Raw genomic sequence first — 20494 nt, 5'->3', positions numbered from 1 at the left:
GACCCGGCGGCGTGCCAAGGCCCGCCGCCGGTCTTTTTATCCGATCACTGAAAGCACCGCACGCTATGGGCCCCACAGCAAAAAGAACCTGGATCCATGCCTGGCTGTTTCTCAGCCCAGCCATGATCCTGCTGATTGCCTTCACCCACTATCCGGCAGCGGTCACCCTCTTCCACAGCTTCTTCTCAACGCCGCGCGGCAAACGCGAGGCGAAATTCGTCGGTCTCGAAAACTATCAAACACTCATCGCGGACGACACGTTCTGGATCGTGCTGGTCAACAATCTCTGGTACGCGCTTGTCACCATCCCGCTCTCGATTGTCATAGCGATAGCCATGGCGCTCTGGGTCGACAGCAAGCTGAAGGGCCGGTCCTTCGTCCGCATGGCCTACTTCACCCCGACTGTGCTGCCGCTGATCGCTGTCGCCAATATCTGGATGTTCTTCTACACGCCCGGCTTCGGCCTGATCGACCAGATCAGTGGCGCCTTCGGTTTCGCGCAGCAGAACTGGCTGGGCGATCCTGAAACCGCGCTGAATGCGGTGATCGTGGTCGCGATCTGGAAGGAATCCGGCTTCTTCATGATTTTTTATCTGGCCGCACTACAGACCATCCCAGCATCGCTAAGGGAAGCTGCCTCTATCGAAGGCGCCGGGCGCTGGTACTTCTTCCGCCGCATCACCTTCCCGCTACTGATGCCGACCACCCTTTTCGTCTCAGTGAATGCCATCATCAACGCGTTCCGGCTGGTCGACCATATCTTCATAATGACGGAAGGTGGCCCGGACAATGCCAGCTCACTGCTGCTGTTCTACATCTATGAGACAGCGTTCCGTTTCTGGGACACAGCCTATGCCTCGACCCTGACAGTCGTGCTGCTGCTGATCCTGTTCACCGTGGCCATTGGCCAGTTCCTGCTTCTCGACAAACGGGTGCATTACCGATGAGCGCCGCAAGAGCCTTCCGCTTCGACTATGACGGGGCGCTGAACACGACAGCCGCATGGGCGCTCGCCCTCGTCTGGTTCGCCCCGCTGATCTACGCCGTCTGGACCGCGTTCCACCCGACCGAATTCTCCACCCGCTTCGTGCTGACAGCACCGCTGACGCTGGAAAATTTCACCGCCGCCTGGAATGCCGCGCCGTTCGCGCGATATTTCCTCAATACCGTACTGCTGGTGACGTCGATCCTGATCGGCCAGTTCGTGCTCTGCACGCTCGCCGCCTTCGCGTTCGCCAGGTTTGAGTTCCGCGGACGGGATACGGTCTTCGTTCTGGTCCTGCTCCAGCTTCTGGTCATGCCGGACATTCTGATTGTCGAGAATTACCGGACCATGCGGTTCCTCGGCCTGGTCGACACCATCCTGGCCATCGGATTGCCCTATATGGCGTCCGGCTTCGGCATCTTCCTGCTGCGGCAGACCTTCAAGACCATCCCGAAAGAACTGGACGATGCCGCCCGGGTCGAGGGCGCAGGGTTCTTCACCATTCTGATGAAAGTCTATGTGCCGCTGGCCAAGCCGACATATCTTGCCTACGGCCTGGTCTCCGTCAGCCACCACTGGAACAGCTTCCTGTGGCCGCTGATCATCACGAACTCGGTCGAGACACGGCCGGTGACGGTTGGCCTCAGCGTCTTCTCCTCTACAGACCAGGGCATCGACTGGGCCGTCATCACCGCCGCCACGCTGATGACCTCCGGCCCGCTGCTGATCGCCTTCCTGTTGTTTCAGCGGCAATTCGTTCAGAGCTTCATGCGCGCCGGGATCAAGTAACTTCAGGTATCAGGAACAACCTTGCCAGGGTTCATGATCCCCTTCGGGTCGATTGCCTTCTTGACCGCCTGCATAAGGGCGATCTTAGAGGGCGAGCCGTATTTCACGAGGTATGGCAGCTTCTCCGCGCCGATCCCGTGCTCGGCTGAAATACTGCCGCCGAGCGCGACCGTACTGTCATACATACGCTCGGAGAGGCCGGGCTTTTTGATTTCCCATTCCTCGTCGCTCATGCTCTCAGGCCTGCGGGCGGTGTAATGGATATTGCCATCCCCCATATGGCCGAAACAGTTGAAGGCCATACCCGGCACATAGTCGCTCAACACGGCCTGAGACTGATCGATGAATGTAGCCACCTTGGAAACCGGGACCGAGACATCACCTGTCATGCGCGGCAGACCGTCACGGCGCCCGGCCTCCGCCTGCTCTTCCCGGATACGCCACAGATCCCGGCGCTGCCCCTCGCTCTCGGCAATCACACCGTCTGTTACCCAGCCCTTCTCCATCGCCTCTTCGAAGATCGCCTCCAGCTTGGCGCGGAGATCGTCCAGTGGCGACGGTGTGGCCATCTCCAGCAGCACGTACCAGGGAGATGAAGACGACAATGGATCGGTGATCCCTTCGATGTGCTTGAGGACCAGGTCGAAGGCCATACGGGGCATGATCTCGAAGGCGAGGATGGTGTCGCCGGAAAGCTCCCGCGCACTCGCCAAAAGATGCTGTGCTTCGTGCGGCGACGGTACGGCCAACATGGCCGTCTCACGCACGCGCGGCAGCGGCATAAGACGGAAAGCCGCGGCGGTAACGATCCCAAGCGTGCCTTCCGCGCCGATGAACATCTGCTTCATGTCATAGCCGGTATTGTTCTTGCGCAGCGTTTCCAGCCCGTCGAACACAGAACCGTCCGGCAGCACGGCCTCGATACCGAGGATCTGCTCCCGGGTATTGCCGTATTTGATCGTGTTGTTGCCCCCTGCATTGGTCGAGAGCGTGCCGCCAATCGTGCTTGAGCCTTCAGACGAAAGCGAGAGCGGGAACAGCCGTCCCGCATCTGCGGCAACCGCCTGCATGTTCTGGATCACGCACCCTGCTTCCGCGATCATCGCGTAATTCTCTGGGTCGAGAGACCGCACGGCCATGAGCCGGTCGGTCGAGACAACAATGGTCGGACGCGGCTCCGTCGGAATCGAGCCGATGGCAAGGCCGGTATTGCCGCCTTGAGGCACGATGGCGATATCCGCCTTTGCCGCAACCCGGACGACCGCCGCCGTCTCTTCCGTCGAAACCGGACGGGCGACGCCAAGCGCATCGCCGGTCGGCGCGCCGCGCCAGTCGGTGCGGTATTTCAGCGTGTCATCCGGATCTTCCAGCCAGCCCTTCGGCCCGAGAATGGACCGGATTTCCGTAAGCGCAGCATCGATGGACTGGGGCGTCTGATCGTTCACCCACTCTCTCCCGTTGAGATAACTTCACGAGGGAGGCTATCAGCGATCTAGGAATGCGCCAATTAGACGGGTAATCTGTTTATGGAAATTCTCTCGGTCAGTTCCAGACGCTGTGCCGCACCGAAGAGTGCGCCGATGCGCCGGGCCACCTCCTGCATGCCGCCGTCGAAATCCTCTTTCGAGGTCTCGGCCCGCACCATGGAGAGTGATTGAGAAAGGGTTTTGTCATCCTCGGCAACACTCAGCAGCGTCAGGATCAGGGCTGCCAGATCGCGATCCGGCACATTCTCCGGATCTTCAATAAGAGTCTGGGTGGATAGTAGAGACATCTAAACCTCCTCCGGTGCACCCCGCCCGGGTTAAATGTGAACACAGCGTTGGCAGGTTTCCTGACTCCCAGCTCTTCAATCCGTGCCGCCTTCCCAGCCCATCAAGAGCCAGTGGCATACCGGTCGGATCTAGCCGGTTACAGTTGCGGGGGCAGTCCCGGACTTGCGGCGATAAAACCGCGCACCGGATTCCCTTTTGTCCCGAAGGACACCAACGATGGAAGGCTCGTCTTTGCGGCCTCCTCTGTCAAGGAAGGAGGCTGGAAATCACTCGCGGATGAGCCGCTCCAGCTCACGGATGAAGGTTTCCCGGTCTCTTTTGGAAAAAGCACCGCCTCCTCCGGAGACCTCGCCCATGGCGCGGAGGTCGGACATCAGATCGCGCATTGCCATCGCCATGCCGATTCCCGCCTCGGTGAACTCCTTACCGGAATGGCCAATCGCCTTGGCGCCGCTCTCGATCACCCGGTGCGCCAGGGGGATATCACCGGTAATAACGATGTCTCCCGCCGCCACCTTGCCTACGATCCAGTCATCCGCGGCGTCGAACTTGTCGGAGACAAGGATGTTCTGCACATTCGGCCGGTCACCGGTCCGGAAGCCACGATTGCTGACGACGAAAACCTGGATGTCGTGCCGGTCGGCAAGCGACAGGATCTCGTTCTTCACCGGGCAGGCATCGGCGTCGACATAGACAGACTTCATTGCGTGCTTTGACCCTATTGTAGCCAATCAGTCGTGCTAGGTTCCGAGCCCGACCTGATTGCATTGAACATTAAGCTGGCCAAGAAACACGGATGTACACAGTCCTTCAAGATTTGATAGTCGTCGAGGGCGCATCTTTCATCGCCGCCCCCTCCTGTACCCTGAACATGCTGCAGATGGGCGCAACGGTGATCCGCTTCGACGCCATCGGCGGAGGTCTCGATTACCGGCGTTGGCCGAAAGCGCCAAATGGTACCAGCCTTTACTGGGAGGGTCTGAACAAGGGCAAGAAATCCGTGGCGCTGGATCTGCGCAATCCGGAAGGCCGGGAGCTTGCCCTTCAGCTTGCCACCGCCCCCGGTGAAGGACGCGGCCTGTTCGTGACCAACTACCCGGTCTCCGGTTTCCTCTCGCATGAGGCATTGAAGGCACGGCGAGAGGATATCATCACTGTCCGCGTCATGGGTTGGGCGGATGGCACCCAAGGGGTCGATTACACGGCCAATGCAGGCGCCGGATTCCCGCTGATGACCGGCGAGCCCGGCCCCGTCGGCGAGAAGCGTCCCGTGAACCATGTGCTTCCCGCCTGGGACCTGATCGCCGGCGCCAATGCCGCGTTCGCCATGCTGGCCGCGGAGCGGGACCGTCAGAAGACCGGCAGGGGCGCCGAAATACGCCTGCCGCTCGGCGATATCGCGCTTACCACGCTTGGAACACTGGGCCAGGTTGCAGAAGTCATGACGGAAGAAGAAGACCGGCCAAGCTATGGCAACGATGTGTTCGGTGCCTTCGGCCGGGACTTCAGGACCAGCGACGGCCATTACCTAATGCTTGTCGCCCTCTCCCCCCGGCAATGGACCGGTTTGCTGGCATCGCTCGGTATCGAAGCCGAAATTGCCGCCATCGAGGCCGAGACCGGGATCAATTTCTCCAAGGACGAAGGCTTGCGGTTCGAGTACCGGGAAAAGATCAATCCAATTGTCGAACGCGCGGTCGCAGCGGAGACGCTGGATGCGCTGGCGCCGCGCTTCAAGGATAACGGCGTCTGCTGGGAGCCGTACCGCACCGTGCGGGAAGCAGTCGCGAGCGAGCGGTTCAAGACCATGGGCAAGCCTTACAGCGACGTTACCCATGGCAGCGGCCTGACTTACCCGACATCCGACACGCCTATCGATTTTCACGGACAGGCCTCTGAGAGGCCGACACCGGCGCCGCGCCTTGGTCAGCACACGGATGAGGTACTGGCGGACTTTCTCGGCCTCGAAAGCGGCGCCATCGGACGGTTGCACGATGAAGGCATTGTCGCTGGTCCCGATAACACCGGTTGAGCTGGACCATGACCCTTTCGAAAATGACACGGGAAGAATTCGCGGCCCTTGATGCCGCTGATCCACTTGCCCCCTTCCGCGCGGAATTCGAGCTGCCGGAAGATGTCATCTATCTCGACGGCAATTCCCTCGGCCCGCTGCCCCGGATCGCGCGTGAACGGGTTGCCGCCTGCGTTTCAGAGGAATGGGGCAATGGCCTGATCCGAAGCTGGAACGATGCGGGCTGGATCGATCTTCCAAAGCGCGTCGGTAGCAAGATCGGCGCGCTGATTGGCGCCGAGCCGGACAGCGTCATCGGGGCTGATTCGACTTCGGTCAACCTCTTCAAATGCCTCTCCGCCGCTCTGGCACTCCGGCCGGACCGTACAATCATCGTCTCGGAGAAATCGAATTTTCCGACCGATCTCTATATGGCTGAAGGTCTGTCGGCGCTGCTCGGCGGGCGGCATGAATTGCGGTTGGTCGAAGACCCGTCCGAACTCCCGGGCGCTCTCACGGACGATGTTGCCGTGCTGATGCTGACCCATGTGAACTACCGCACCGGCTACATGCACGACATGAAGGCTGTGACCGATGCCGCGCACGCCACCGGAGCGCTGACGCTCTGGGATCTCGCCCACTCCGCAGGAGCCGTCCCGGTCAACCTCACCGCCGCCAACGCGGATTTCGCGGTCGGCTGCAGCTACAAATATCTGAATGGCGGGCCCGGCGCCCCGGCGTTCCTCTATGTCGCCCCACGCCGCCAGCAGGATGCCTCCCAGCCCCTGACCGGCTGGTTCTCGCACAAGACACCGTTCGCCTTCGATCACCGGTTCACACCGACGGACGGAATCGGGAAATTCCTCTGTGGTACGCCTCCAGTGTTGGCCATGACTGCGCTCGACGCGGCAATGGATATCTGGGCCCGTGTCGATATGGATGCCGTCCGGGCAAAATCAGTGGCACTGACCGAGAACTTCATCACCCTGGTCGAAGAGCGCTGCGCCGGTCTCGGTCTGATGCTGGCAAGTCCTCGAACCCCGGAGCACCGCGGCAGCCAGGTCTCCTTCGCGCATGAAAACGGTTATCCGGTGATGCAGGCCCTGATCGCCCGGGGTGTGATCGGCGATTTTCGCGCGCCGTATCTTCTAAGGTTTGGTTTCACACCGCTCTACACCCGGTTCACGGACGTCTGGGACGCGGTCGAGCATTTGCACGACATCCTTGAGAGCAGCAATTGGGATCAGCCCAAATTCCATGCCAGGGCAGCAGTCACCTAAGCTTCCGGAAAACACTCCCGGAACCGTCGTTCACCCTCACTGGTGAAGGAGACCACCCGGGAGCCTTCGATCCGATGTGCCCAGCCAAGATCGTAGAACCGGTCCAGCAGCCCGGTGCCAAGGGCACCCGACAAATGGGTGCGCCGCTCGCTCCAGTCGAGGCAGGAACGGCACAGTGGACGGCGGGAATTTATCAAGTCCGGCAAAGCGATGCCCAGCTCACCAACAAAAGCCTCACCGGCGTCGGTCAGGGAGATTTCTTCCCCTTCTTCCACCAACAGCTCTCGCGCCACCATGCTGTCGAACAGTCGGACACCGAAGTCACCGGCCAGATGGTTGTAGCAAACTCGCGCTTTGCGCAGCGCGGGATCGCGCGGGCCGGTACGGGCTCTCATATGCCCGCGTTTCGCTGCCAGTCCCATCATCGCTTCCAGCAGATTTCCGACCTCGTCATCTGCGAGCGCAAAATAGCGGTGCCGCCCCTGCTTGCGCTGGCTCAGCAAACCAGCCGCCTCCAGCTTGGAGAGGTGTGAGCTTGCTGTCTGCGGGGTGATACCGGCCTCGGCGGCAAGTTCGCTCGCCGTCAAAGCCTTGCCGGTCATCAACGTGGTCAGCATGTTCGCCCGGGCCGGGTCCCCAATCAGGGAGCCGATGAGCGCAATGTCAGGTCCTTCTTTCATACTTCGACCATAACCGAAGCATGACCATTCGCCAAGATGGGATTGTCCTCCCATCACATTGGAGGACAACATGCTTACCTGCTTTATCCGCTATCACATAGACCCGACCAAGAAAGACCAGTTCACGCAATATGCCCGGAACTGGGGCGAAGCAATCCCGCGTTGCGGCGCCGACCTGATCGGCTATTTCGCCCCGCATGAGGGTTCTACGACACTGGCCTATGGTGTCTACAATATCGAGAGCCTGGCGGCCTATGAGGCCTATCGCGCGCGACTTTCGGCTGACCCGCTCGGCAAAGAGAATTATGAATTCGCGCAGAAGGAAAAGTTCCTGCTGCGTGAAGACCGGACTTTTCTGATCAATGCGTCAAATCCGACGCCAAAGAGAAACGCATAGGGAGAGACGCGCCATGATAGCCGTCATTTTCGAAGTTGAACCGCATCCGGACCACAAGAACGGATATCTGGAAATAGCCGCCAGCATGCGCGCGCTGGTCGATCAGGTTGACGGTTTCATCTCGGTGGAACGTTTTCAGAGCCTTACAAACGAGGGGAAACTTCTATCCCTTTCCTATTTCCGTGACGAGAAAGCGGTCGAAGACTGGCGGAACCTCGTCGCCCACCGCCAGGCACAGGCGAAGGGCCGCGACAAATATTTCAAGGATTACCGTTTGCGCATCGCCTCCGTGCTGCGTGATTACGGGTTGAATGATCGGGAACAGGCGCCCGCCGACAGCAAGGACGTGCACAAGGCGGGCACCACCTGATCCCTTTAGCGCCCCTCGAAGCACGGGGGGCGTTTCTCAATAAACGCGGCGATGCCTTCCGTCAGATCATGGGTCGGAACCATGCGGGCAAAGTAACCCGCTTCAATCGCCAACCCCTCGTCAATCGGCACATTGATCCCCCTGGTTACGCTGCCGAGGCAGGCAGCAACGGCCAGTGGGGAAAAATCTGCGATCTTGCCACTCAAGGCGAAAGCTTCATCCAGAAGCTTTCCCTTCGGCACGACGTCGTTGATGAGTCCGAAGTCGCAGGCCTGCCGGGCGGTGATCGGATCGGCCGTCAACAACATCCGCAACGCCCGTTTGCGGCCAATGAGGCGGGGGAGCCTTTGAGAGCCGCCGAAAGGAGGGGCGAAACCGAGCCGGATTTCAGCCTTGCTGAACGTTGCCTCCTCACACGCAAGAGCAAGGGGGGCGGCTTCCGTGATCTCGCAACCACCACCATATGCTAGACCATTCACGGCGACGATGACGGGTTTGGGATAAGTTTCTATCCGCGCAGTCATCGCCTGCCCCCGCCGGACAAACTCGCGCAAGGCGGTCTCCTGCCCCGCTCGGACGCTCGGCGCAAAATCCTCGATGTCCGCGCCTGCGGAAAAGGCACGATCCCCCTCACCTGTGAGAATTACCGCCCGGATATCGCCCCGCGCCTCGCATTCGTCGAGACAGCGCACCAGATGATCAATCAAGTCATAGTTCAGCGCATTCAGCTTGCTGGGGCGGTTCAGGGTCAAGAGTGCCGTCTTGCCATGCTGTTCGAAGAGAACCGGGTCCGACATTTTCATACCTTTCAAAGAGTTGCATGTCGGACTGACTGTCAATGAGGTGCGAATGACTGTACATTCACTAGACGGTATACATGACGCGGATATGATCCGCCCGACCCGAACACTGATCATCGAGGCCGCCGCGAAGCTCTTCTACGAGGAGGGCATCAGAAGCACGAGCGTGGAGGCCATCGCCAGCCGGGCCGGTGTGACGAAGCGCACGCTCTACTATCATTTCACCAGCAAGGACGAACTTGTCGCAGCCTATCTCGAAGCGCGCGACCAGCCGACGCTTGCCCTATACAAACGCTGGTTCGACGAGACACCCGGTCCGGTAAGCAACAAGATAGAAGGAATTTTCATGGCCTTCGCCAAGGCTTCCAACGATCCCTCGTGGAAAGGCTGCGGGTTCATGCGAACTGCCGCCGAACTGGCCGCCCTACCGGGCCATCCCGCTATCGCTGCCGGAGCCCGTCACAAAAAGACGTTTGAGGAATGGCTTCGCGGGCAACTAACAAACGCAGGCGATTCCAATGCCGCCGATACGGCACGACAGATCCTGTTACTTCTGGATGGCGCCGCATCGGTCATGCTTATCCATCGCGACCCGTCTTATGTGGAAACAGCCGGGAAACTGGCTGCATCCCTTGCAACGCCAAAACCTTCTAGCCAGCCGAACGCTTGTCTATGATCCGGCGTGCCTTACCCTGTGAGCGCTCGACGCTTCCGGGCTCACCCACCCGTACCGACGCTGTGACACCGATGACACTCTTGATATGGTGCGCCAACTCCGCGCTGCTGGCGTCTCGTGCCTCCTTGCCGGCAGCATCCGGAGCCGCCTCGCCCAGCACGGTCATGTTGTCCATCCGTCCACTGCGTGTCAGTTCGATCTGGTAATGCGGCGCCAGTCCCCTGCACTTCAGGATCTGTTCCTCGATCTGGGTGGGAAACACATTCACGCCGCGCACGATCATCATGTCGTCCGAGCGGCCGGTGACTTTCTCCATCCGCCGCATGGTCCGCGCGGTTCCCGGCAGCAAGCGGGTCAGATCACCCGTTCGGTAGCGGATCACAGGGAAGGCTTCTTTTGTCAGTGATGTCAGCACGAGCTCGCCACGTTCGCCGTCCGGCAGCACTTCGCCGGTGGCGGGATCTATCACCTCCGGGAAGAAATGATCTTCCCAGATATGCAAACCGTCCTTGGTCTCAACGCACTCATTCGCCACGCCCGGCCCGATGATCTCCGACAGCCCGTAGATATCGACCGCGTGGATACCGAAAGCCTCCTCGATCTCGGTCCGCATGGAGCCTGTCCAGGGCTCCGCACCAAAAATCCCGACCTTCAATTGCGTATCCTTCGGGTCCAGTCCCTGTGCGCGGAACTCATCCAGAATCGAGAGCATGTAGGACGGTGTCACCATGATCACCTGTGCGCCGAAATCGCGGATCAGCGTGACTTGCCGTTCAGTCATCCCGCCCGACGCCGGAACCACGGTGCAGCCCAGTCGCTCCGCGCCATAGTGCGCCCCAAGCCCGCCGGTAAAGAGGCCGTAGCCATAGGCGACATGCACCACGTCCCCTGGCCTCCCGCCTGACGCGCGGATGCTGCGGGCCATCACCTCGGACCAGATATCGATATCATTCTTGGTATAGCCGACGACCGTCGGTTTCCCCGTCGTGCCAGAGGAAGCATGCACACGGGCCAACTTTTCCCGCGGTACGGCGAACATGCCGAACGGGTAGTTCTCGCGCAGTTCGGCCTTCCGGGTGAACGGCAGCCGCGCCAGATCTGCAAGTGAAGAGACATCGCCCGGATGCACATTCACATCCTCGAACTTCTTCCGGTAGACTGGCGAGTGCTCAAAAGCGTGTCCGAGACTCCAATTCATCCGGCTCAGCAGCAACGCTTCAAGCTCATCCCTGCTGGCCCGCTCGATCGGATCCAGATCTTCCTGCTTCGGCGCAATATCCTGCACGCCTGCCTCCCTTGTATCGTGCCGCCTCATACCGGGCGGCTTCGCTCTTCAGCGCAACGTTAGTGTGGAGAAGACGTGACTGCAATCGCGCGCCGGAGGTTGACCGGAACCGGCGGCCCGACGTCTAATCCCCTGCCTTTCAAATTCTTCACTCCTGCACGGACACATCTCATGACCGACTTCCAGACCGCCAAACCTTCCGCGCTCGGTTTCAGCGACAAGCGCCTGGAGCGGATCGGCGACTGGATGAGCCGCTATGTCGATGGCGGCAAACTGCCCTTCGCCGAAACTTTGATCGCCCGTCGGGGAGAGATCGTGTTTCACGAAACCGTTGGACATCGCGATGTCGAGAATGGCCTGAAGGCGGAGCCGAACGGCATTCACCGGATTTATTCGATGACCAAGCCGATCGTCAGCACGGCGATCATGCAGTTGCTGGAAGACGGCAAACTGCAGCTCGACGATCCGCTGGCCTGGCATATCCCGGAGCTGGCAAACCTGAAAGTGCTTGAAGAGGATGGCGTAAGCACACATGTCGCCAAGACTCAGCCGAGCCTGCACCATCTGCTGACACATACATCCGGCCTGACCTATGGCATTTTCGATCCAGGCCCGGTCGGCAAGGCACTGCGCAAGGCGAAGATCGATTTTTCCGAGAAGAACGGCCGGCTGGACGAGACCGTCGCCAAGCTCGCGGACATTCCGCTGGTCTTCGAGCCCGGCACACGGTGGAATTACGGTGTCTCGACGGATGTGCTCGGCCGGGTGGTGGAGACCGCCTCCGGTATGTCCTTGCCCGAATTCCTGCATGACCGAATCTTCGAGCCGCTCGGCATGGAAGACACCTTCTTCGCTGTCCCGTCCGACAAGCTGGACCGGTTCAGCGCCTGCTATGCCAAGACCGAGGATGAAAGCATCCGGCGGATCGATGAGATCGAGGACAGCCGCTATGCAAATTCGGTTACGATGTTCTCCGGCGGTGGCGGGCTTTGCTCCACGACGAAAGACTATCTCCGTTTCATGGAAATGATCCGCACCCATGGCGGCACGGGGAGCGACCCGATCCTCGGACGAAAATCTGTCGAGCTCATGCTGATGAACCATCTGCCCGGTGACATGGCCTCGATCGGCCAGCCAGTGTTCAGCGAAATGCCGATGAAAGGTATCGGTTTCGGCCTGGGTGGTTCGGTCGTGATCGATCCGGCGAGGACACAGGTGCTTGGTACAACGGGCGAGTGGGCCTGGGGCGGCGTGGCCTCAACCGGATTCTGGATCGATCCGGTCGAAGAGTTGAGCGTGGTGCACATGACCCAGCTCATGCCCTCCTCCTCCTACCCGCTGCGCCGCGAGTTGCGCACACTGGTCTATCAGGCCATGACGAACTGACGCCCCCGGCGGCGCTTGCCTGCCGCCGGACGGATTGCAAAAATTATATAAAACGACTTCAGGGATGGAACGACGTGACCAGGGACCTCGGGACCTACGATTACATCATTGTCGGCGCCGGCAGCGCCGGTTGCGTGCTGGCGAACCGGCTGTCCGCCGATCCGGCGAACAAGGTCCTGCTGCTGGAAGCCGGGGGTAACGACAACTATCACTGGATCCATATCCCCGTCGGCTATCTCTACTGCATCGGCAATCCGCGCACGGACTGGCTGTTCAAGACCGAGGCCGAACCCGGCCTTGGAGGGCGGGCCCTCAACTACCCGCGCGGCAAGGTCATCGGCGGCTGCTCGTCCATTAACGGCATGATCTATATGCGCGGTCAGGCGCGGGACTATGACCAGTGGCGCCAGCTTGGCAATCCGGGCTGGGGCTGGGACGATGTGCTGCCCTATTTCACCCGCTCCGAAGGCTTTCAGGTCCGCGACGAGAATGGCCGCAATCCGGACGGCGAGCTGCGGGTCGAGAACCAGCGGCTTTCCTGGGAAATTCTCGACGCCTTCAAGCAGGCCGCTGTCGAGGCAGGCATTCCGGAGACGGACGATTTTAACCGCGGTAACAACGAGGGTGTTGGCTATTTCCACGTCAACCAGCGCAAAGGCATCCGCTGGAGCGCCGCCACAGCCTTCCTGAAACCGGTCAAACATCGCTCCAATCTGCATATCGTTACCCATGCCCATGCCAAGGCGCTGGAATTTGACGGCACGCGCTGCACCGGAATATCGCTCTCAGTGAAGGGCAAAGACGCCCGCGCCACATGTAGCGGTGAGATGGTACTTTCCGCTGGCGCCATTGGCTCCCCGCAGATCCTGCAACTTTCAGGCATCGGCGATCCGGAACTGCTGAAGCAGCATGGCATTGAAGTGCGACATGCAAATGCCGAGGTCGGCGGCAATTTGCAGGACCATCTGCAAATCCGCTGCGCCTACAAGGTGTCTGGCGTAGAAACCCTCAACCAGAGAGCCAATTCTCTGATCGGCAAACTCGGCATCGGCCTCGAATATGCCCTGTTCCGGCGCGGCCCGATGACCATGGCTCCGTCTCAGCTCGGCCTGTTCGCCAAGTCTGATCCGTCCAAGGACACGCCGGACCTCGAATATCACGTCCAGCCGCTTTCGCTTGATGCCTTCGGCGATCCACTGCATTCCTTCGGTGCCTTTACTGCCAGCGTCTGCAATCTACGTCCTGAAAGCCGTGGCACGGTCTCGATCAAGAGCGCGGACCCGATGGCGGCACCAGCGATCAAGCCTAACTATCTTACCTCCGAAGCGGACAAGAAAGTCGCCGCCGATGCGATCAGGCTGACCCGGCGCATTGCTGCGCAGCCTGCCCTCTCCCGATACAGCCCAGACGAGTTCAAACCGGGCCCGAACTATTCGGATGCGGACGAGTCTCTTGCGGAAGCTGCCGGTCAGGTCGGCACGACGATCTTCCACCCTGTCGGCACCTGCCGCATGGGCGACGATCCGGCGGCCGTGGTCGATCCGGAGCTGAAGCTGAAAGGTTATCAGAATCTTCGTGTGGTAGACGCCTCTGTAATGCCGACCATCACCTCCGGCAACACCAATGCACCAACGATAATGATCGCTGAAAAAGCAAGTGACATGATCCTGGCTGCCGCACGGCAAGCTGGATAGAAGCGCCGGTCAGAGGCGCCGACAGAGCGTGAAGAAAGCCAGCGTCGCAATCAGTCCCGCAGCCCCCATTACGACGCACATGGAAAAGGCCGTGCCATCATGCAGCGCGCCGACAGCCAGTGCAGCAAGCGCGCCAAAGCCGAACTGAGATGCCCCGAGAGTGGCGGCTGCAGCACCTGCATTCTTGGGATAATGCGCCATCAGCAACGCCATGCCGTTGGCGCCGATAATCGGTACCATTGAGACAAACGCCATCAGGCCGGCCATAATCGTAAATGGTCCTTCAAGATCGCTAAACTCGATCACGACCAAATAAAGCCCAGCCGCGAAAGCAATTATCATCCCCGCCGAAATAAGGCTCTTCAGTTCAAAATGCCGGGTCAGGCGGCTGTTCGCGAAAGCAGATACCATGATCGCCGCAGAAATCATGGCAAACAACATGGCATAGAAGCCCGGCGTCATGCCGAAGTGCTCGATGAAGACGAAGGACGAGCCCGCGATATAGGCGAACAGTCCGGCAAAGACGGCGGAGCTGGCAACCGTCAGACCAAAGGCCGGGCCATTCGAGAGAATATGCCAGTAGGCGCCAAGCGCTTGCATCATGGTTATACCGCCCCGCGCCTCTTTCGTATGGGTCTCGGGAAGTAATAGCAGCACCAAAAGAATGGATACTGTCCCGAAGCCAAGCAGCACGACAAAGATCGCCCGCCAATTGGCAACCTCCAACAGCGCTGCGCCCGCCAAAGGTGCAAGAACCGGCGCGAGAGTAGTGAGGACCATCATCAGCGAGAGAACACTGGCCGCTTCCTGCGCGGTAAAAAGATCCCGAACCACTGTCCTGGCAAGGATTGAAGCCGCACCGCCGCCGATTGCCTGAAACAGGCGTGCGACGATGAGCTGATCGATACGCTCCACATAGACACACGCGAGCGAGGCGATGATAAAAATCAGAATACCAACCAGCATGACCGGGCGGCGCCCGAACCGGTCCGAAATCGGGCCGTAAATCAACATTCCTACAGAGAAACCAGCCATGAAGATGGCGAGCGTGGCCTGCACCTCGCGCGCTGGCACACCGAGATCGCGCGCGATCGCAGGCAGGGCTGGCAGATACATGTCAATTGACATTGGAGCAAAGGCTGCGAGAGCTGCCAGCAGGACCACAAGCCACGATCTGGGCAGCGTAAAACGCGCATGCGCGAACATTTAAGACTTTCTCCTGACAGGCGCGAACCGTGGGGGGCCGATCCGATAGTAATTAGGTGAATCACAGTCCCGTTTGGCAGAGCGCCGGAAGCGATTTTAAACGGAATACCACATCATGCCGCAGTGCAGCGTGGTAAATGGAAAAGCCCTTGCCCAACGCGTCTTACACACTACGATATTTGCACATTTTCCGTCGCGTCCGCGATCGGCTTACTGCGTCTGACCTTACAGGGAAAGAATTATGGATTCTGTCGTCGAAGACAATCAGCTCGGCATGATGAAATACGGGATCGGACAACCGGTGACCCGTTCCGAAGACCCCAAGCTGCTGCGCGGCGAGGGCAATTACACCGACGATGTAAACCTCGACGGCCAGGCCTATGGCGTAATGGTCCGCAGTCCATATGCTCACGGCACCCTGAACGGAATCGACATTGCGGAGGCGAAGGCGGCTCCCGGCGTCCTCGCAATCCTGACCGGGGCCGATCTGGATGCGGCCGGCCTCGGAACGATGAAATGCGGCTTGCCCTTGAAAGGGCGGGACGGCAGTCCGATCAACTACGTGCCGCGCCCGGCGCTGGCGACGGAAAAGGTTCTCTATGTCGGCGATCCAGTGGCCATCGTCATCGCGGAAACATCTCTGCAGGCCCGAGATGCAGCGGAACTGGTAGAGCTCGACATCGATCCTCTGCCCGCCGTCACGGATGCCCGTGCGGCCGCCGGAGATGGCGCACCACAGCTTTATGAAAGCGTCGCCGGCAACACCGCCATCGATTTCCAGTATGGCGACACGGCTGAGGTCGATGCGGCTTTTACAAAAGCCGCTCATACCACCAGTCTGCCTATACGTAACAACCGGATCGTCGTAAGCGCGATGGAGCCTCGCTCGGCCGTCGCCTCGTTCGACACAGCAAGCGACGGATATACCCTGCATGTCGGCTGTCAGGGCGTCTTCGGCATGATGAACACGCTGGCCAAGCAGGTGTTCAATATCGAGCCGGAAAAGATGCATGTCATCACGGGCAATGTCGGTGGCTCCTTCGGCATGAAGGCCGGTGCCTACCCCGAATACATTTGCGTTCTGCACGCCGCGAAGGTGCTGGGTCGGCCGGTGAAATGGACAGACGACCGCTCCGGCAGCTTTCTCTCCGACTGTCATGGCCGGGATCACGACATGACGGCGGAACTGGCTCTGGATGCGGATGGCACGTTCACCGCACTCAGGATCACCGGCTACGGCAATGTCGGTGCGTTCCTGACTGCCGTCTCCCCGATGATGCCGACCCTGAATACGCTGAAAAATGCCAACAGTGTCTATCGGTTGCCGTTGATCGAAATGTCTTCCAAGGCTGTCTTCACCAACACGACACCGGTCACAGCCTATCGCGGGGCCGGACGGCCGGAGGCGAACTACTACATGGAACGGCTGATCGAAACAGCTGCGCGGGAAATGGGTATCGACGCCATTGAACTGCGCCGCCGAAACCAGATCCTGCCGAGCGAAATCCCCTACGCCGCCGCGAACGGCATGAATTACGACAGTGGCGATTTCCCGACCATCATGCAAAAAGCCGTCGAAGCGGCGGACTGGGACGGATTCGACGGTCGCAAAGCTGAGAGTGAGAAGCGCGGCAAGCTGCGCGGGCGTGGCGTCGGCTGCTATCTTGAAGTCACCGCGCCGGTGCAGGAAGAAATGGGCGGCATCCGTTTCGAAGAAAACGGCGACGTCACCATAATTACCGGCACGCTCGATTACGGCCAGGGCCACTGGACCCCATTCGCCCAGGTGCTTCACCAGAAACTCGGTGTCCCATTCGAGCGGATTCGGCTGATTCAGGGCGACAGCGCCGAGCTGATCGCAGGCGGTGGTACGGGCGGTTCCAAATCCATCATGGCCAGCGGCGCCGCCATTCTTGAAGCCAGTGACATCGTCATCGACAAGGGCAAAAAGATTGCCGCCCATGTGTTCGAGACGGCGGTCGAGGACATCGTCTTCGAGGGCGGTTCTTTCCAGGTTGCGGGTACGGACCGAACCGTCACAGTCACCGAACTGGCGGAACAACTTCGTGGCGGGCTGGACCTGCCGGAGGAGCTGCCCCGGGATCTAAGCGTCAAGCACATCTTCGACGCCGCCCCGTCGGCCTTCCCGAACGGCTGTCATGTCTGCGAGTTGGAAGTCGATCCGGATACCGGTGTGGTCGAGATCGACCGGTACAACATGGTCAACGATTTCGGAACCGTGGTGAACCCGCTGATGGTCGAGGGTCAGGCCCATGGCGGCATTGTGCAGGGCCTCGGCCAGGCATTGATGGAAAACGCCGTCTATGACTCGGAAGGCCAGCTACAAACCGGAAGCTATATGGATTACGCGGTGCCCCGCGCCAGCGACGTGCCGAATTTCACCTTCGCCACCCATGCCGTTCCAGCGACGACGAACCCGCTCGGCGCAAAGGGTTGCGGCGAGGCAGGCTGCGCAGGCTCACTGCCCTCGATCATGAACGCCCTTGTCGATGCGCTCGCGCCTCTTGGCGTCAAACACATCGATATGCCGGCAACGCCGGAAAAGGTCTGGGCGGCGATCCAGGAAGCCAAGGCCGCCTGAAAAGGCGGCCTTGGCCAAGTTTAGAACGCTTCACTCTGGGCCTTCTCAGACCGCCAGAAGCGCCTGCTCAAGGTCTTGAATAAGATCGCCGACATCTTCGATCCCTATTGAGAAGCGCAACAGGTCAGCCGGAACCGGTGTGCCCTTGCCCTCGATCGAGGCGCGGTGCTCGACCAGGCTCTCGACGCCACCGAGCGAGGTTGCCCGGTGGATCAGCTCGAGGTTCGCCGCCGTCTTGATCGCGGCCTTCTCACCCCCGTCAATCCGGAGCGACAGCATGCCGCCAAAACCGTCTTCCATCTGTTTCGCCGCGACATCGTGCGTAGCGTGGGTCGGCAGCCCAGGATAAAGAACGGACGCAACTTTCGGATGATTGTGGAAATGCTCCGCAATCGTCATGGCGTTCTCCGATGCCTTGCGGACCCGGAGATGCAGCGTGCGCATGCCACGCAACAGGAGCCAGGCCTCGAACGGCCCCATAACCATGCCGTGAGCCGTGCGGACCCGTCGGATATCGTCCCACCACTCGTCAGCCTTGGCAGCGATCAGGGCACCCCCGAGCACGTCGCTGTGCCCATTCAGATATTTCGTCGCCGAATGCATGACCAGATCAGCGCCATGGTCAATCGGCCGCGACAAAACCGGACTTGCCGCAGTCGAATCAACACACAGCCGGGCACCAGAATCGTGAGAGAGTTGTGCGAACCAGGCAATGTCGAGGCAATCCCAAAGCGGGTTTGCGGGAGTTTCAATCCACACCAGCTTTGTATTCCCCGGCCGGACCAGATCCGTGGCACTCTCCGGTTTATTCACATCGAAAAAATCGATCTCGATATTCCACTGCGCAGTGAAGTCCAGCAGCCAGCTACGCAGGGCCCAGTACATCACTGTCGGAGCCAGCACATGATCGCCCGGACGCAGGGTCATGAAAGGGGCCACCGCCGCAGACATCCCTGCGGAGAAAATCAACCCGCCCGCTCCGTTTTCAAGCCGTGCCAGCAGATCTTCGGCAACGTCGTATGTCGGATTCTCGCTGCGCGTGTAGACGAACCCCTTGGGATAGCTGTTGTCGGCATTCCGTTCGAACGTCGTCGATAGATGAATCGGTGGCGTCACCGCCCCCGTCGTCTCGTCGACATGGCCGAGTGCCTGTGCCGAAAGGGTCTCGGGCTTCAGGTCGTTATTGCGCATTACCGGCTCCGGCAAGAGTTGGAACGATGGACCACATATGAGCGGATCGCTTATGCCTCTATCATGGGGCGGGAAGCGTGGGAATTGCCCCGATTGTCCCGTGACAAATAAGGCTGCAGTGATTTCCATCGTGCGGAAATCTCTGCAGCCTCATAAAAAGCCGGTCAGACGGTCCGGATGTCCAAAAGAGTCAGTAAGGACACCAATTATCGAGTGGGTCTCCGATACGCGGCGATGAGGGGCACTGCCGCAGTTCGTACTGTCCGCCCGGCGGGGCAATTGAACAGGTCGATAGACGAGCACTGTCATTCTTAACGTATGATACGGGCAGTCAAACTGATAATTCTCTTTTAAAGCATCGTATTAGTTCCTATAACGAATGAATAATTCCGTACCGTTCAGGGGAAATGCGCTGAAATGGATACTTTAACGGCGATGAAGGTTTTTTGCTCCGTAGTCGAGAATGATAGTCTCGCCGGCGCTTCGCGAACCCTCAATGTCTCGCCCTCGGTCGTGAGCAAGCAGCTCTCTGGACTTGAGGACCGGCTCGGCGTCCGCCTGCTGAACCGGACAACGCGGCGGGTAAGCCTCACTGAGGTCGGTTCCGCCTATTACGAGCGCTGCAAACGCATCCTGGCCGATGTGGACGAGGCGGAAATCGCTGTCTCCCAAGCGCACTCCGCGCCTCGCGGACTGCTCAAGGTTACTGCACCGACGACCTTCGCACACCGCCATGTAGCCCCTCACCTGCCGGAATTTCTCGACCGGTATCCGGAAGTTGAGGTGCAGTTGCTGGTGAACGATCGCGTGGTGGATCTCGTCGATGAGGGGATCGATCTCGCCATCAGGATCGCTCAGCTTAAGGATTCCAGCCTAATTGCACGCAAACTGGCAGTGAACCATCGCATGATCGTTGCCAGCCCAGACTATCTCAAGAAATGGGGCCAGCCTGAAACGCCGGACCAGTTGAACGACCACTCTCTGATCACCTACGCGCCGGGCAACCCGATCAACGACTGGCACTTCATGGTCGACAACCAGCAGAAGATCCTGCGCGCCAAGGGAACGTTGGCCATGAATAACGGCGACTCGGTTCTGCAAACCGTGCTGTCAGGCGGCGGCCTCGCCATGCTGGCGGCCTTTATGGCTGGCGAGCATGTCAAAAGCGGCAAGCTGGTAACCCTGCTGGAAGACTATGTCCGCGAGGACGTGCCGATCTACGCCGTCTATCCGAGCGGACGCCACCTGTCACCAAAGGTCCGGGCGTTCGTCGACTTCCTGGTCGATCTCTACAACCCGACGCCGTACTGGCTGTAATGCTTTAGACCGTCATCCCGTTGAAAACGGGATGACGGATATTGTGAAAG

General features: G+C 59.8%; 19 protein-coding genes and 1 riboswitch. Of the genes, 11 read left to right on the top strand and 8 right to left on the bottom strand.

The window, feature by feature from the left end; translation table 11 throughout:
• Positions 1–11: 11 nt before the first annotated feature.
• Both ABJ076_RS14930 and ABJ076_RS14925 read left to right on the top strand, forming a co-directional pair.
• On the top strand, positions 12–947 hold the full coding sequence (locus ABJ076_RS14930) for a sugar ABC transporter permease (protein WP_348184709.1): 936 nt from the start codon (positions 12–14) through the stop codon (positions 945–947).
• Positions 944–1774 (top strand): carbohydrate ABC transporter permease, encoded by an 831-nt coding sequence (locus ABJ076_RS14925; protein ID WP_348184707.1) that lies wholly within the window; start codon positions 944–946, stop codon positions 1772–1774. Before ABJ076_RS14930 ends, ABJ076_RS14925 begins: the two co-directional genes overlap by 4 nt.
• Positions 1775–1776: 2 nt before the next feature.
• Here ABJ076_RS14925 and ABJ076_RS14920 read toward each other — a convergent pair whose 3' ends face one another.
• The 3 genes from ABJ076_RS14920 to ABJ076_RS14910 all read right to left on the bottom strand — a co-directional run bounded on the left by ABJ076_RS14920 (position 1777) and on the right by ABJ076_RS14910 (position 4253).
• Positions 1777–3219 (bottom strand): FAD-binding oxidoreductase, encoded by a 1443-nt coding sequence (locus ABJ076_RS14920; protein ID WP_348184705.1) that lies wholly within the window; start codon positions 3217–3219, stop codon positions 1777–1779.
• A gap of 62 nt (positions 3220–3281) precedes the next feature.
• Entirely contained in the window at positions 3282–3548 is a 267-nt protein-coding gene (locus ABJ076_RS14915; protein ID WP_348184703.1) for a hypothetical protein, read from the bottom strand.
• Between the two features lie 32 nt (positions 3549–3580).
• Positions 3581–3779: riboswitch (cobalamin riboswitch) on the bottom strand.
• A 36-nt stretch (positions 3780–3815) separates the two neighbouring features.
• Complete coding sequence (locus ABJ076_RS14910; RefSeq protein ID WP_348184701.1) at positions 3816–4253, bottom strand: YaiI/YqxD family protein; 438 nt, start codon at positions 4251–4253, stop codon at positions 3816–3818.
• A gap of 92 nt (positions 4254–4345) precedes the next feature.
• On the opposite strand from ABJ076_RS14910, the gene ABJ076_RS14905 reads away from it, so the two are divergent.
• On the top strand, positions 4346–5581 hold the full coding sequence (locus tag ABJ076_RS14905; protein ID WP_348184699.1) for a CoA transferase: 1236 nt from the start codon (positions 4346–4348) through the stop codon (positions 5579–5581).
• Positions 5582–5589: 8 nt separating this feature from the next.
• On the top strand, positions 5590–6840 hold the full coding sequence (kynU, locus tag ABJ076_RS14900; RefSeq protein WP_348184697.1) for a kynureninase: 1251 nt from the start codon (positions 5590–5592) through the stop codon (positions 6838–6840).
• Here kynU and ABJ076_RS14895 read toward each other — a convergent pair.
• On the bottom strand, positions 6837–7520 hold the full coding sequence (locus tag ABJ076_RS14895; protein ID WP_348184695.1) for a helix-turn-helix domain-containing protein: 684 nt from the start codon (positions 7518–7520) through the stop codon (positions 6837–6839). The genes kynU and ABJ076_RS14895 overlap by 4 nt on opposite strands.
• Positions 7521–7590: 70 nt before the next feature.
• Here ABJ076_RS14895 and ABJ076_RS14890 point away from each other — a divergent pair, with 70 nt between their 5' ends.
• Both ABJ076_RS14890 and ABJ076_RS14885 read left to right on the top strand, forming a co-directional pair.
• Complete coding sequence (locus tag ABJ076_RS14890) at positions 7591–7917, top strand: NIPSNAP family protein (protein ID WP_348184693.1); 327 nt, start codon at positions 7591–7593, stop codon at positions 7915–7917.
• 13 nt (positions 7918–7930) lie between these two features.
• Positions 7931–8287 (top strand): antibiotic biosynthesis monooxygenase, encoded by a 357-nt coding sequence (locus ABJ076_RS14885; protein WP_348184691.1) that lies wholly within the window; start codon positions 7931–7933, stop codon positions 8285–8287.
• A 5-nt stretch (positions 8288–8292) separates the two neighbouring features.
• Here ABJ076_RS14885 and ABJ076_RS14880 read toward each other — a convergent pair whose 3' ends face one another.
• Positions 8293–9084, bottom strand: a complete 792-nt coding sequence (locus tag ABJ076_RS14880; RefSeq protein ID WP_348184689.1) for a crotonase/enoyl-CoA hydratase family protein — start codon at positions 9082–9084, stop codon at positions 8293–8295.
• A gap of 52 nt (positions 9085–9136) precedes the next feature.
• On the opposite strand from ABJ076_RS14880, the gene ABJ076_RS14875 reads away from it, so the two are divergent.
• The gene (locus ABJ076_RS14875; RefSeq protein WP_348184687.1) at positions 9137–9763 is read left to right on the top strand and encodes a helix-turn-helix domain-containing protein; all 627 of its coding nucleotides are present in this window, start codon (positions 9137–9139) and stop codon (positions 9761–9763) included.
• Here the strand turns inward: ABJ076_RS14875 and paaK are convergent.
• Entirely contained in the window at positions 9738–10961 is a 1224-nt protein-coding gene (paaK, locus tag ABJ076_RS14870; RefSeq protein WP_348185907.1) for a phenylacetate--CoA ligase PaaK, read from the bottom strand. The genes ABJ076_RS14875 and paaK overlap by 26 nt on opposite strands.
• 258 nt (positions 10962–11219) lie before the next feature.
• Between paaK and ABJ076_RS14865 the strand changes: the two genes are divergently transcribed.
• Together ABJ076_RS14865 and ABJ076_RS14860 are read left to right on the top strand one after the other, a co-directional pair.
• Positions 11220–12434 carry a serine hydrolase gene (locus ABJ076_RS14865; protein ID WP_348184685.1) on the top strand — a complete coding sequence of 405 codons (1215 nt, stop codon included), beginning with the start codon at positions 11220–11222 and terminating at the stop codon, positions 12432–12434.
• 74 nt (positions 12435–12508) lie between these two features.
• On the top strand, positions 12509–14128 hold the full coding sequence (locus ABJ076_RS14860; protein WP_348184683.1) for a GMC family oxidoreductase N-terminal domain-containing protein: 1620 nt from the start codon (positions 12509–12511) through the stop codon (positions 14126–14128).
• A 9-nt stretch (positions 14129–14137) separates the two neighbouring features.
• Here the strand turns inward: ABJ076_RS14860 and ABJ076_RS14855 are convergent, their stop codons facing one another.
• Positions 14138–15334: a Bcr/CflA family multidrug efflux MFS transporter gene (locus ABJ076_RS14855; protein WP_348184681.1), complete on the bottom strand. Its 1197-nt coding sequence runs from the start codon at positions 15332–15334 to the stop codon at positions 14138–14140.
• Positions 15335–15575: 241 nt separating this feature from the next.
• On the opposite strand from ABJ076_RS14855, the gene ABJ076_RS14850 reads away from it, so the two are divergent.
• Complete coding sequence (locus tag ABJ076_RS14850) at positions 15576–17936, top strand: xanthine dehydrogenase family protein molybdopterin-binding subunit (RefSeq protein ID WP_348184680.1); 2361 nt, start codon at positions 15576–15578, stop codon at positions 17934–17936.
• A 45-nt stretch (positions 17937–17981) separates the two neighbouring features.
• Here the strand turns inward: ABJ076_RS14850 and ABJ076_RS14845 are convergent, their stop codons facing one another.
• Entirely contained in the window at positions 17982–19127 is a 1146-nt protein-coding gene (locus tag ABJ076_RS14845) for an aminotransferase class I/II-fold pyridoxal phosphate-dependent enzyme (RefSeq protein WP_348184678.1), read from the bottom strand.
• Positions 19128–19544: 417 nt separating this feature from the next.
• Here ABJ076_RS14845 and ABJ076_RS14840 point away from each other — a divergent pair, with 417 nt between their 5' ends.
• On the top strand, positions 19545–20444 hold the full coding sequence (locus ABJ076_RS14840; protein WP_348184676.1) for a LysR family transcriptional regulator: 900 nt from the start codon (positions 19545–19547) through the stop codon (positions 20442–20444).
• Positions 20445–20494 lie beyond the last annotated feature (50 nt).

The sequence above is a fragment of the Nisaea sp. genome (genome assembly GCF_039990255.1).
Classification (GTDB): domain Bacteria; phylum Pseudomonadota; class Alphaproteobacteria; order Thalassobaculales; family Thalassobaculaceae; genus Nisaea.
This window is presented reverse-complemented; position numbering and strand designations above follow the sequence as displayed.

Bases quoted from the DNA above. Each gene is read 5' to 3' on its own strand.
- ABJ076_RS14925 (WP_348184707.1), top strand. From the start codon at position 944: ATGAGCGCCGCAAGAGCCTTCCGCTTCGACTATGACGGGGCGCTGAAC.
- ABJ076_RS14915 (WP_348184703.1), bottom strand. From the start codon at position 3,548: ATGTCTCTACTATCCACCCAGACTCTTATTGAAGATCCGGAGAATGTG.
- ABJ076_RS14910 (WP_348184701.1), bottom strand. From the start codon at position 4,253: ATGAAGTCTGTCTATGTCGACGCCGATGCCTGCCCGGTGAAGAACGAG.
- ABJ076_RS14905 (WP_348184699.1), top strand. From the start codon at position 4,346: ATGTACACAGTCCTTCAAGATTTGATAGTCGTCGAGGGCGCATCTTTC.
- kynU (WP_348184697.1), top strand. From the start codon at position 5,590: ATGACCCTTTCGAAAATGACACGGGAAGAATTCGCGGCCCTTGATGCC.
- ABJ076_RS14895 (WP_348184695.1), bottom strand. From the start codon at position 7,520: ATGAAAGAAGGACCTGACATTGCGCTCATCGGCTCCCTGATTGGGGAC.
- ABJ076_RS14890 (WP_348184693.1), top strand. From the start codon at position 7,591: ATGCTTACCTGCTTTATCCGCTATCACATAGACCCGACCAAGAAAGAC.
- ABJ076_RS14885 (WP_348184691.1), top strand. From the start codon at position 7,931: ATGATAGCCGTCATTTTCGAAGTTGAACCGCATCCGGACCACAAGAAC.
- ABJ076_RS14880 (WP_348184689.1), bottom strand. From the start codon at position 9,084: ATGTCGGACCCGGTTCTCTTCGAACAGCATGGCAAGACGGCACTCTTG.
- ABJ076_RS14875 (WP_348184687.1), top strand. From the start codon at position 9,137: ATGACTGTACATTCACTAGACGGTATACATGACGCGGATATGATCCGC.
- paaK (WP_348185907.1), bottom strand. From the start codon at position 10,961: ATGAATTGGAGTCTCGGACACGCTTTTGAGCACTCGCCAGTCTACCGG.
- ABJ076_RS14865 (WP_348184685.1), top strand. From the start codon at position 11,220: ATGACCGACTTCCAGACCGCCAAACCTTCCGCGCTCGGTTTCAGCGAC.
- ABJ076_RS14855 (WP_348184681.1), bottom strand. From the start codon at position 15,334: ATGTTCGCGCATGCGCGTTTTACGCTGCCCAGATCGTGGCTTGTGGTC.
- ABJ076_RS14850 (WP_348184680.1), top strand. From the start codon at position 15,576: ATGGATTCTGTCGTCGAAGACAATCAGCTCGGCATGATGAAATACGGG.
- ABJ076_RS14845 (WP_348184678.1), bottom strand. From the start codon at position 19,127: ATGCGCAATAACGACCTGAAGCCCGAGACCCTTTCGGCACAGGCACTC.
- ABJ076_RS14840 (WP_348184676.1), top strand. From the start codon at position 19,545: ATGGATACTTTAACGGCGATGAAGGTTTTTTGCTCCGTAGTCGAGAAT.